Origin of the sequence: Rubripirellula reticaptiva (assembly GCF_007860175.1) — a bacterium.
Lineage (GTDB): Bacteria > Planctomycetota > Planctomycetia > Pirellulales > Pirellulaceae > Rubripirellula > Rubripirellula reticaptiva.
Genome location: NZ_SJPX01000006.1, coordinates 676,672 through 689,360 on the forward strand (window position 1 = coordinate 676,672; position 12,689 = coordinate 689,360).

The window sequence follows — 12,689 nt, forward strand, 5'->3', positions numbered from 1 at the left end:
TTTCTCGCCAGCGTCAGCATTCCTATCACAAGGGAACTGGTTATCTTTTTGCGAATCGCCGCCCCGCAAAATTCGATGACCGAGCCGGGGAGCACGGATGTCTGGCGGAGGCATGGAAAGAACGGAAAGATGCCCAGCTTCGCCGGATACTAACGCCCCAGTGCGTAGCCGAATGCATCGGGCATCACCGATGGCCGAGCGATGAGCCTGATGAAGAAAAGGGAAGATGTCAGAAAAAAGACTTCCGACACAATGGCGAGGGTCTAGCCTATTTGCGCCCCGCATACTTCCGACAATGCGGACAACTTTGATTGCTGCCAAGCGAGACGCTCTGTTTGACGTCTTCCCAGATCGTCAGGCTAGGAACATAGATACGGTCACCAGGCAACAGTTGATAGTTGGTTGAAACGTCGCCGAGTTGCAAGATTTGGTGATAGCACACGGGCAAAATGACGCGAGGCTGTCCGTCAAGTTGCGGACGTGTCAGCACCACTTTGTGCGCGTTGGATCGATCGGAAAGACCGCCTGCGGCGATAATGGCATCAAGTACCGTTTCGCTGCCGACCAGCGGATACGAACTTGGTGCGTTGACCTCGCCCATGACATAAATCATTCCGGCTTCTTTATTGACCAGACGAACAGATAGCCCAAAATCGGCAGGCTCCGGCGAGATATCATCGCCATCGCGATGAGAAGCCAAGGCAATCCGAGTGTTGTGTTTTTCAATTTCACGAGACGCAACTCGGTGCTGAACCTGTTGCTGAATCTCCATCGTCGTCATGCCGGCAACTGAAAATTGCCCGTAGTCGCCAAGATCAATGGTGCCGTCTTGTTGCACCGTTTGATCGCTTTGAAACCGAACGGGTGAATTAAAGTCATTAGGCTCGATCACCAGCACGTCGCCTGCCTCGATCCGGTGCGGCGGCAACGCTTGTTTTGCCAACTCAGTAGGAATGCGCTTCGGATGCCCAACGCTTTGCCGGGCGGCGGTCACGTACGGCAACAAGACATGCGAACCCGCAGCAACCGGAAACCCCATCGACGCGGCTGTGCGACATCCCGACAACGCAGTCGGCAAAAGCGCCAGTAGAGACAGGAAGCACACCGATCTAAATTTGAGATATCGAACGCCTGAAAAACGTTCGGTTCCATTCTTATGATTCACGATAACTCCGTAGTTTGTCTTAAAAATTTTGCGAGGCTGATCAGCGTCGAGATTGATTGGCCTGCTTGACTTGGTCGCTCGCTCGTGCAACCGAGGAACCAAACTGGCTTTGGATGAAAAATCGCAGTGCATCCTGCGACAACTGGCGTCCAGGCTGCAATTGAATACTGGGACTGTTGGCGTTGCCACCGACATGAATATTGATCAAACGATTCTTCATCGCTTCGTTAGCCTGTACTAGCAGTTTGGCTGGTGCCGGCGCGGCAAGCATCAACGGCGAATCAGTGAGCGACATCAGCCCTTCGGTCGGGCTGTTTGAACCTGTCGCGGCTGTGACGTCAAAGTCCAAACGTCCATCGAGCGTTGCACTTCCGGTCATCGTCACCTGAACATTGCTTTGCGCGATGGCCATCGAATCGATCGCCACCAAGCCATTGCTAAGTCGCCCGCTGACGTGACCTTCGTTGTTCTGCAATCCTCCCTGCGTGGGCATGATCTGAATCATGCTGGGCAGCTGATCCAACACCGGCAGACTTAAGGAATCAACGTCCGACAACTGCAAATCGAAGCGTCCCGAAAAATCTTTCACGCTTCTCGCTCGTTTAGCCGCTATCGTCACTCGGCCATCAATCAACCCTGCGCCCGCTGACTTCCCTGCCAACAACTTGGATGTGTCGATCCGCCGGATATCAGCCTGCAGATTCATCGTCAGATTCCGTTGAAACAGTCCATCCGTGTTAAGGGCAATCGTTCCATCGCCAGCTTCGATGAATCCAGCACGGCAATCCCATCTAGCGGTTGCATTGCTAGTTGCAAACGACCAGTCCAACGGCAGTCGCGCCGAGTGAACCTTGACCCCTGCGATCGTCACATGATTCATCGAGACTGCCGCGCGTCCGGTAACCGTCCGGTTGATCCGGCCATCAACGCGAATGTTCGCCGTCCCTGAATAGTCTCGCGCAGCATTGCCTAGCGGCGCAGCCAGATAGCGAAGGTTGACTCGATTGATTCCGAATTGAAAATTACCTGTCGGCGACGCTGCCAATCGAACTTCACCCTTGCCACTCAGTTCTCCATCGGCAAACCGACCATCGATTGAATCCAGACGAACTCGATCGGAATGCAAAGTCGTTTTCGCGGTGATTCGTCGTGACAGGATCGCTCGATTCCAAGCTAAATCTCTCGCCGACACACTGACGCGGGCTAGCGCCCCCGAATGTCGATCCGAACTGTCACGGCGAATCGCGAACTCCACGCTGCCCTCAAGCGGCTGTAATTCACGACCGAGCTTCGCGGCACGGGTGACTTCGGCAATCGACACGCCGGTGCACTGAATGTCCGCGTCAATGGGCAGTTCTTCGATGCGACCGTCAGTGGACGCTAGGAATCGTTGCATTGCTTCAATCTGCAAACTTGAGTTGCCCCGAATCTGGCCAGACAAGATTCCGCCCTCAACCATTGCGGCAACAGCCCCCTCGGCCACTTCGAGCGAAACAGTCGACAGCTCGATTGGAATATCATCGACTCGCATGCCGACCGTTTGCAGCCAAGCGGTTCCTTTCAACGTTTGTAAATCACCAAGATTGGTAAATTGGCATCGACCTTCAAGTTGTCCATCGACCGGAATGGGCGAACCTGCGATCGCTGCCAAACGATTCGCTTGGATGTCTTGGAAATGAACGACCACTTCCGCGGCAGTCCAGTCAGCTTGATCTGCTTTGGCGGACACTCGGTATCGCCCACCAAGAAACTGATCAGACGAAGTATCGACTGTCAGTCCCCGTCGATTGAATGTCCAGCCCGACGTCACGTTTCCGATCTTGGCATTTCCATATCGAATCTGCTGAGCGTTCGCCTTGCCAGTAAATTCAAATTCATGGTCACTCGCCCTGACAAAAAATCGACCGTCAAGATCCGCGTCACCCGATAGCGGTAGCGGAGTGTTGGAATATCGTGACGCAATGCTTGCCAGGTCGCCAAGGCGAACAGAGCCAGCGTGGAACGTACCAGACAGCCCCTCGCTTCCTTCGATCATTCCCTTCGCCTGCAGCGTAACCAAATTGTTGCGCCATCGAATCGGAGTTGCCGGTAACGACATGAACCCTTGGCGAACCGTTGCCGTGATAGCAATCGCATCGAAACGTTCACCAGCCACCGTTAACTCGTTTGACACAGCTGTGGCATCAGCCGACCACGCCTTCAAGTCGGTTAAGTCGGCGATCGGAACGGACAGTCCCAGTCGTGCATCGATCGCGCCGCCTAGCCCCGTCGACTCGAATCCGGTCAACGCAGCGATGTTCTGCAACGGCGAGAACGAACCGCCGCCACTGACGCGAAGCGTCCCGTTAGCAAGGTCATCGGCTTCGGCCAAAAATGTAACGTTCGCAAGTGTTTGATCATTTCGGTCAGAGATTCGTCCGCCGAAAAGTTTTACACCCGCACGCGAATTGGACACTACGACGTCAAACCGAGTCGGATCGAGACTAAAGTCGCTGATCGCGACGTTGTCGAAGCGAACCGAACTGCTAGCAACGACATCTGCCACGGTAAACGGAATTCGAATCGGCGAATGAAACTCACCTGACATCGAAACCACGCCGTGTGGCTGAAACGGTTTTCCATCCGTCGTCTGCTCGATCGGAACCATCGCCAGATCAAGTCCGGCTGAATCGATTTTGCCATGAATGTTCCCGGCAAGTGTGCTCAATTCGACACCCTGCATCACAACATCCATCGCTGCAGAAAACACGGTGTCACCGATCGGCACATTGCCAATCTGCGCGCCGCTCACATGGCAATCCATTTGCCCATCCAGGCGAGTCTGGTTTCCATCCCAATGAACAGTCGCATTACCAACTAGCTGACTTGCCAGACGACAATCGAGATCAGAGACAAAACCCCCGATGATCTTGCCAAGTTCAGGATGTTGCGCGTCAAGCTTACAGTCGGCCGACAACGGAAAGTCGCGACAATCCGACGTCACACTTGCGTGTATCACGCCGCCTATGGGATTGCCAAAGATCGTCACGGCGACGCCTTCAACATCGCAGCGCGCCGCCATTTCGACTCGCGAATCTTGGCCATCGAATGCGTCGCTATGAATGCCCGATAAGACACAACGAACGTTTGCATCATGTTGCCACCAATCGGTCACGCCTGGCGGACAAGACAATTCGATTTTCGATGAAGCGGTTGCAACAACCGTGCCCGGTGTTTCGGTTTGCAATAAGTTTGCTAGGGATAGAGGCCACTCGGAACTATCGAGTCGAATGTTCCTGGTCACGACCTTCGTCGAGCCCATCAGCGTCGTCGCATCCACCTTGCTTGCAAACTCGGCAGCGCCACCAAGCAAGTTAGTGATCCTTCCAATTACGGCGATTTGGTCATTGATTTGATCCAGGTCCACTTCGAGACCTGAAACCAGGTATCGATCGACTCCCGTTTGTTCAATCACAAGCGACGCGTTTCGAACGGCAAGAGATCGCAATGGGATTTCAACCGGTTCATCACTCGGTGAAGATTCTGGAAATATCGGGAACGAAGAAACAATCGCTCCGTCGTGATCAACGCGAATGCGAACTTCGGCCTCGTCAACCCGAACCGAATCAAGCCAATAGCCACCGATCAGTCCGCTGAAAAGACTTGATTCAACGGTTAACCGTCCGACCGAGACCAAATCTCGATCATCGCCGCCTGCTTCGTCGACCGTGATCCCGCTAAGCTGAATCCAACCGACGCCCAGATAGACATCGCGAACATCGACCTTTGTCCGAGCCACTTTGGAACCGATCGAATTGATCGCCCAGCACGCCAGCGGATTACGAAACAGAACCACAACGACAACGCACAGCAATACCAGCCACGCCACTCGGCATAGTCTTGGATATCGAGGGCGCTTCGAAGTTACTTCGCGAGTCATCCGTGATCACAGCGAGGATGCGGGTTAAAAGTTCGACATCGGCGCCACTGTCGATAACCGACCGGACGGCAAGCATGGGTAATGGATATTGAGATCGCCGTTCTAGGCCACCTTGGAATGCGAATCGCAATCGCCGGGGTCGGATGTCACCAAGCGGAATTCAAGCGGCTTGGGCGATTGAATGTGCAAATCCCGCTGTGGGAACGCAATCACAATGTTGGCTTCCCGGAACATCGCGTCAATCTTCAACCGGACGCCCGTTTCAATCATCCGCATCTGGGTCAGATTCTTGGCTTGAACCCAGAAGTGAACTTGAAACACCAGTGCGTTGTCGCCGAAGTCATTAAACCAAACCATTGGCTTGGGCCGTTCCAACACACCGCTTTGCTCTGACGCCGCGCGAGCCAGCAATCGCAGCACGGCATCCAAGTCCGACCCGTACGCCACACCGATCGTGATCGACGTTCGTTGCCGATCGTCACGGCGAGTGAGATTGGTGACTTCGTTTTCCAGAAAGCTGCTGTTGGGAACGATGATATCTTGGTTGTCACCTGTTCGAATCTGAGTGCTTCTCGCTCCGATTTTCATAACGTTGCCGTGAGTGTCACCGATTTTGATCAGGTCACCGACCTTGATTGGACGTTCGGCCAAAAGAATTAGACCGCTGATGAAGTTGTTCAGAATGTTTTGGCTACCAAAACCGATTCCGATCGCGATCGCACCACCAAGGAACGTAAACACGGTCAACGGAACGTTGGCATAACGAAGTGCCGTCAACCCTAGCGTTACCAACAACGCGTAAAAGCTAAGCGACTCGATTGCATCGGCGGCCGCTTCATCAACACCCCACTTTGGAAGCCGACGCCCGAGCCACGCACTGATTCCGCGGGCAAGCAAAAACCCAAAAAACAACATCAAGACGCTGCTGCAGATCTTGCCGACGGTCAACGACGTTTGATCAATTTCGGTGAGTTCGTAATTCCAAATGTTCGTGGCTTGAGTCCAACTGTCTTCTGCGAGTTCTGCCAACGTGCGACTGGGCTCGCCATCAATCTGCGTCTTCAGTCGGTCCAGAGTTCGTTCGGAACTATCCAGCACCGACAAACTTCGGTTCAACATCTCTGATTGCTTATCGAACGCATCACGCTTCAACTGCAACCATCGTTTGACTTGCCCATTCTCGCTGCCAACCGCGTCGATTTTGGCATCCAAAGTTGATTGGCTAACTCGAAGTTCGTCGAGCTTGAATTGACGCGACCGGCGATCTTGGATGATTTGATCGATCTGTTGCTCGGTTTCATCGGCCCACTGGTTACGTTCTTTTCGCTGTGCCTTACCGGCGACGACAAGGAAACGTCGTTCCCACGCTTTTTTTAATACGGGAAGTCGCTGCAGACGAGGATTGATCAGGTCCAATTCCAATTGAATCGACATCTGCGAAATCTTTAGCGAGTCGACTTTTTCAATCAGTTCCGGACCCGCATTTGGAGTCGAATCGGCTTCCTGGCGAGCGGAAAGCCAGCGGCGTTCGGCAAACTGCAATTCGTTCTGCAGCCGAACGACCTGCTCCTTCAGTTTGACTTCAAGCAAATCGAGGTCATCAATTTTGTCATCCAGGTCACCCTTGGTGAACACAACGACGTCGCCGATAATCGCTACTTTCCGCTCGTCGATTTCGACATGCAATTTTGCAATAACCTGATTCGCTTCTTCGACAGAGAGCTGCTGCCGTTTCAGAACCAGCATTTCTTCGGCCAGCTTCTGCTCCAACTCGGCCAATTCAACAGTGTCGATCTTTGCTGTTCCCGCCTTCTCTTTCTCTCTTAACTGACGCAGTGTCTTGGCACGCTCATCCGCTGTTTGCTTGGCAGTATCTGCGGCACTACGCGCAGAAATTACCGATGCGTCTACCGATGCAAGTTTCGTTTTTGCATTGCGAACTGATTCTTTTAGTCCGTCAAGGAAGATGATCGAGTAGGGCGGTTGCTCGTCAAGAACGCCATCGGCCAACCGTGTGAGCGTCGACTTGAGCGCATCCACCTGAGCGGCATGGTCTTCGCTCGACGACGTTGCCGATTGCTGCTGGGCAATGACGACATCGATCTGTTTCAAAAGATCTACTCGACTCGCGTCAGCAGTAGGCAGTTTGGATGCTTCGCCGGTTTCCTCGGCTTCGAGCTTTTCTTGCATCATCGCAATTCGCAATTCAGCAGCAACCTCGACCTGCTTCTCTTCCAGAACCTCGGCGGCGGTTTCGGCAACAATCGACTCTTCGCCTGAAACCAACGCGATTGCGCCGCCGACGTTGTCAGACACATCAACGCTCTCGCCGACACGCTTGATATCGGTTTTGGCAGAATTTGATAGTGGCGAAAGATCTGGTTTCTGGGTGACAGCCTGCAATGATCCCGGGTGTCCTGACGGATCACTTTCATTCGCATGAACAGCTGCTTGGTCAACCGAGCCTGCATGAACAGCTAGCAAGATTGCACAAACCGCGAAAAATCGAGTTGTGATATCTGGATTCATATGCGTGCTTTCCAACGTCAGGATGTTGTTTCATGCAGGAATAAGCATTGTGCAGGCGTGCGGTCAAGGCCGCGAAAAACGCAAGTTCGAACACGAAGCGAGGCGGCAATGTTTCACAACTTGCAAGTTTTGATGAGGCGATGGATCCGAACCAGAGTTTCGAATCTGCAGACCGAGCTGATACCTTAGGTACAAACCGCTCAGATCGATTGCTACCTCAACAACAGAACATTTGGACGCAGCAGTCGCGAGCATTCCCCCAAAGGATCCGTGAAACTAGCAGATCGGACTTTTTTGCTGAAAATGCGTGACAGCAGCCCTTTCTGGAGATCGACCGGAAAGACTTTTCCCACCTAGGAAAGATGATTGCCGTGCTAAACGTCCTGGCGGATTTCGGCAGGGTTTCGAGTCCCCGCAAACCAACCTTGAAACGCCTCTCGAACCTGTTGATAGCCGTCGAGTTGGCTGTACTTTGCTTCCAAAGCTTCTGCCTGGCTTAGCAAATCGCTGGCCTCTGTCCAGCAATTCCTTTCAGCTTCGGCAAACGCGCGATCGGCAAACTCAGCCGCCTGGACCGCATCACGCTCGACTTCGCCCAACCACTGAACCGCTTGAAACCAACCAACGGACTCTTCCCCCCGAGTTGCCTTGGCCGCCAAAATCGCTTGACGACGGCGAATACCGGCAAGATCTAGCTTTTGGGGCCCAAAGCTGGTCTGCCACTCACAACCACGCCATTGATCTCGCGCAGCTTGAATTCGCTGCTTCATGGCTTCTCGATCAAACATGGAACTATTCAAACCCAAGTAAACCTCCCGCCTGATGCCAGAAGACTAGCGGCATTAGAATGTCTTTCCCTGCAACCAACTCGATTTTCTTACGCAATCCGCGTGCCATCGACAATTTACTGCCACTCGCAAATCCTTCCGCTCAACTCATTCCCCAGCGGCCCCTTGCAGCATTCACACGAAGTACCGGATCAGCCGTGGCCGAGCGACGACGAGCGGCACGCGCGAAAACTCGCCCAAGCAAGCTCGCACCAACTGGTCGAACGACAACTGATTGAACGACGGCGCCAGAGACTCGAATCGCTCGGTACTCTAGCCAGCGGAATCGTCCACGACTTGAACAATCTGCTGACGCCGATCCTGATGAGCAGCCGAATGCTTCAGCGAGAAGGTGCCAACGTTGACCGTGCCGCACTGCTAGAGACAATCACAAGCAGTGCTTCTCGTGGCGCCGACTTGGTTGGCCAACTACTTACGTTTGCACGTGGCGGCGAGGGACAACACGTTCCGTTGCAAGTCGAACTGATTATCCCCGAGGTAATTGCGATCCTACGCCATACTTTGTCTGGTACGGTTGACTTGAAAACAGACGTTGAAACTGGCTTGCCAACGATGATGGGCGACGAGACTGAAATTAGTCAGGTCGTGATGAACCTTGCCATCAATGCTCGTGACGCGATGATGGACGCGGGAACACTCTCTGTGCGAGCTCGGTCGATGATCTTAGATTCCGAGCGTTCGTTCTCGTATGTCACATTGCCCGCCGGACATTACCTGGCCATTGAAGTGTCGGATAGCGGCAGCGGCATCAAGCCCGAAGTTCGCGAACGTATGTTTGATCCATTCTTCACCACGAAGCCACGTGGCCAAGGGACGGGGCTCGGTCTGAGCACGAGCTTGGGAATCATCCGGTCTCATGGCGGCGCCATTGACGTTCAATCCACACTCGGCAAAGGCACCACCATCACCGTGCTATTCCCCGTCGCGAAATCAGATGACGATCTCACCAAAACGTAACGAAAAAGCAAATCCAGCCATGCAACCCAACGAAGGCACCCCGTCGCTTTTAGTCATTGATGACGATCCGCTGATCTTGCAGGTCATGAAGCTGTGCCTTCCCGAGCCCGACTACTGTGTCTATACCGCCGATAACGTGGCGACTGGGCAAGCGTTGTTCACCAAACATTCGCCGGATGCGGTTCTGCTTGACATCCAAATGCCACAGCAGTCGGGACTCGCTGCGCTGCATGAATTTCGCGAACTCGACCCGCGAGTTCCAGTAATCTTGATGACCGGCCACGGGACGGCGGAAACCGCCATTGGTGCCATGAGTGGCGGTGCGTTCGAGTACATCACCAAACCGTTCGAGCCCGATGAGATTTTGCCCCTGATCGACTCGGCGATCGAAACAAGTCGCATGGCCAGAATGCCCGCGGTTCTGCCTGGCGACGGCATCAGCAACCCGAACGGTCCCGGCGACGCTGGCGCAGGCGAACAGGTACTCGGCCAGTGCCCAGCCATGGTCGAAGTGTTCCGATCGATCGGCCGAGTCGCCTCGCGAGACGTTGCCGTTCTCGTCCTCGGTGATACCGGAACCGGCAAAGAAGTCGTCGCTCGCGCGATCTATCAACACAGCCTGCGGCATGACCAAGTCTTTCATGCGATTAACTGTGCCGCAATCCCCGAAAATCTGCTCGAAAGTGAACTATTCGGACATGAAAAAGGTGCCTTCACGGGCGCGGACCAACGCAGGATCGGCAAGTTCGAAATCTGCAACGGCGGCACACTGTTTCTCGACGAAATTGGTGACATGACTCCCCTGATGCAAACCAAAATGCTGCGAGTTCTACAGGAAAAGGAATTCGAGCGAGTCGGCGGTAGCAAACCGATCAAGACAAACGTGCGAGTCATCGCAGCGACCAACCGCGACTTAGACGCAGCAATGGCGGACGGCAGTTTCCGCAGCGATCTGTACTATCGGCTCAACGAATTTACGATCAGCTTGCCCGCGCTCCGTGATCGCGGCGACGACGTTCCGATGATGACCGAATTCTTCTTTAAGGCATTTGCCAAACAGCTAGGCAAGGACTATGTCTCAATTGCACCGGAAACAATGCAGCGTTTCACTTCGCACTCTTGGCCTGGCAATGTCCGCGAATTGCAAGGCGTAGTGAAGCAGACGCTGCTAAAAGCCAGCGGGCCAGTGATTGTTCCGGCTTTTCTGCCGATGGGCTTTGGCGAAACCAAGAGTATCAGCGGGCACCCTCAACGAAGCTGGGCAAGTGACCTAGAAACCGAAATACAATCTTTGCTGAGCGATGGAGCCCACAACTTGTCCGCGGAAATTCACGACCGAGTCGATCGCATTCTGCTAGCGCAAGTGCTAGCCACATCGGAAGGCAATATCAGTGCCGCGAGCATCCGATTGGGGCTAAGCCGTCCGACCCTGCGAAGCCGAATCAAGCAGCTTGGCGTGGACGCAAAGGGATCACCACCTCAGTAACCCAACTGAACGTGAATCAAAGGCATCATCCAAGACAATGCGACTGGCGCCTTGCCTTGGTTGGATGCGGCAACTTTTCCGAAAGCGAACTTCTTTAGAAAGAGCCTCAGACGCGACTACGAGTGCGGAGTCGCTTTGAGATCGTACAAGTCCGTTCGGCGATCTTTCCAGTTTGTGACACTGCCCCGTTCGCGGTGGCGACGAAGCAGTTCCAAGTCGACGTCGTGAATGATAATCGTTTCGATATTGGCGTTTGCTTCGGCACCGATTCCATTGCGAGGAAAGGAAACATCGCATGGCGTAAGAATAGCGGCCTGGGCATAGTGAATGTCCGCGTTTTCGACAAACGGCAAGTTACCGGTGCACCCCGCGATTGCAACGTAGACATCGTTTTCAATGCATCGCGCCGCAGCACATGTTCGTACGCGCAGGTAACCGTTGTGGGTATCGGTATTGAAAGGAACGAAGATTATGTCAGCCCCCTGTTCGGCCGCGATACGACCAAGCTCTGGAAACTCACTGTCGTAACAAACCTGAATCGAGACCTTACCGCAGTCCGTATCGAACACGTCCATCGACGGTCCACCTTCGACACCCCACCAGCTATGTTCGCTGGGTGTGATATGCAGTTTGTATTGCCGGTCGATGCCTCCATCACGATGGAACAGAAACGCGACGTTGTACAAGTGATCGTCTTCGACAACAAAATGCGAACCACCGATGATGTTGGTGTTGAACTTGACCGCCAAGTCGCCCATCAAGTCAAGAATCTGCGGAGTGTACTCAGCCAGTTTTCGCGCGGCTTGCCCTGGACGAAGTGCCGGAATGATCGACAACAATTGTGTCGAAAACAGCTCGGGGAACAAAACAAAGTCGCACTTGTAATCGCCCGCGACATCTGCAAAGTACCGAACCTGTGCCGCAAATTCATCAAAGTCTTTGATCGAACGCATTTGATATTGGACCGCACCGATACGAACCGGACGGACGGTTCGTCGAAAGCGACGTTTTGTTTCGGACGTGTAGTCAAGGTTGCGCCATTCCAAGAACGTCGCGTATCCACAGCTTTCGGTATCGGATGGCAAGTAATTACTTAGTAATCCCTGCAGCGTGAATCCATTGGCAATTTGAACGCTCAAGACCGGGTCGAAAATCGCTTTGTTGATGACACGGTCGACGTACTCGGTCGCCTTCAATGTTTCGGCGTGCTTGTGATAACCCGGAATGCGTCCGCCGATTACCATTTGCTCAACATTTCGGCTACGACACAATTCACGGCGAGCAGCGTACAAACGCCGAGAAAGCCGAAGACCACGAAACTCGGGATCGACCATGATTTCGATACCGTACAACGTGTCGCCGCGTGGGTTGTGGTTACGAATGTAGCCCGAATCAGAAATCTTCTTCCAATTGCACCACTCCATTTCGTCGTCGTAGTCCAGCATCACGCTGCTGCTGCTGGCAACAACTCGGCCGTCACACTCGACAACGATCTGGCCTTCGGGAAAGTGCTTGAGTTGACTTTCAAGTTGATCGTGGCCCCAAGGCTCCATTCCCGAGAAGCATTTGGTCGCCATCGCAATCAGCCCGTCAAAGTCTTCCCTCTGCATCGGACGCACGATCAATTCGCGTTCGAACTCGGAAACGTCAAAATTGGGTTCTGGTTGGTCGTCTGTAGATGACAACGAAACATGCAGCGGTTGATTAGGATCAGCCATGAAGATCTTCAGCGAAATGATTTACGATGGTGGAACAGGAACACGAATGCCAAGACTTTTTGGCAAA

7 protein-coding genes are annotated in these 12,689 nt (G+C 53.6%); 2 read left to right on the forward strand and 5 right to left on the reverse strand.

The genetic code is table 11. The features are described 5' to 3' along the window. Positions 1-268 precede the first annotated feature (268 nt). From Poly59_RS28205 to Poly59_RS28220, 4 genes are all read right to left on the reverse strand, one after another. Complete coding sequence (locus tag Poly59_RS28205; RefSeq protein ID WP_186776571.1) at positions 269-1,165, reverse strand: polysaccharide biosynthesis/export family protein; 897 nt, start codon at positions 1,163-1,165, stop codon at positions 269-271. Positions 1,166-1,205: 40 nt separating this feature from the next. Continuing rightward, entirely contained in the window at positions 1,206-5,033 is a 3,828-nt protein-coding gene (locus Poly59_RS28210; protein ID WP_186776572.1) for an AsmA-like C-terminal region-containing protein, read from the reverse strand. Positions 5,034-5,186: 153 nt separating this feature from the next. Continuing rightward, positions 5,187-7,613, reverse strand: a complete 2,427-nt coding sequence (locus tag Poly59_RS28215; RefSeq protein WP_146537404.1) for a mechanosensitive ion channel domain-containing protein — start codon at positions 7,611-7,613, stop codon at positions 5,187-5,189. Positions 7,614-7,987: 374 nt separating this feature from the next. Beyond that, the gene (locus Poly59_RS28220) at positions 7,988-8,401 is read right to left on the reverse strand and encodes a hypothetical protein (RefSeq protein WP_146537405.1); all 414 of its coding nucleotides are present in this window, start codon (positions 8,399-8,401) and stop codon (positions 7,988-7,990) included. Positions 8,402-8,503: 102 nt separating this feature from the next. Between Poly59_RS28220 and Poly59_RS28225 the strand changes: the two genes are divergently transcribed. Together Poly59_RS28225 and Poly59_RS28230 are read left to right on the forward strand one after the other, a co-directional pair. Then, a complete protein-coding gene (locus tag Poly59_RS28225) occupies positions 8,504-9,418 on the forward strand; it encodes a sensor histidine kinase (protein WP_246151998.1) in 915 nt (304 codons plus the stop codon). Positions 9,419-9,503: 85 nt separating this feature from the next. Beyond that, on the forward strand, positions 9,504-10,904 hold the full coding sequence (locus Poly59_RS28230) for a sigma-54-dependent transcriptional regulator (protein ID WP_390621538.1): 1,401 nt from the start codon (positions 9,504-9,506) through the stop codon (positions 10,902-10,904). Positions 10,905-11,020: 116 nt separating this feature from the next. Here the strand turns inward: Poly59_RS28230 and Poly59_RS28235 are convergent, their stop codons facing one another. Continuing rightward, on the reverse strand, positions 11,021-12,622 hold the full coding sequence (locus tag Poly59_RS28235; RefSeq protein ID WP_146537406.1) for a bifunctional GNAT family N-acetyltransferase/carbon-nitrogen hydrolase family protein: 1,602 nt from the start codon (positions 12,620-12,622) through the stop codon (positions 11,021-11,023). Positions 12,623-12,689: the final 67 nt, after the last annotated feature.

Coding starts and splice junctions, on each gene's coding strand:
- Poly59_RS28215 (WP_146537404.1), bottom strand. CDS start 7,613: ATGAATCCAGATATCACAACTCGATTTTTCGCGGTTTGTGCAATCTTG.
- Poly59_RS28220 (WP_146537405.1), bottom strand. CDS start 8,401: ATGTTTGATCGAGAAGCCATGAAGCAGCGAATTCAAGCTGCGCGAGAT.
- Poly59_RS28230 (WP_390621538.1), top strand. CDS start 9,504: ATGAAGCTGTGCCTTCCCGAGCCCGACTACTGTGTCTATACCGCCGAT.
- Poly59_RS28235 (WP_146537406.1), bottom strand. CDS start 12,622: ATGGCTGATCCTAATCAACCGCTGCATGTTTCGTTGTCATCTACAGAC.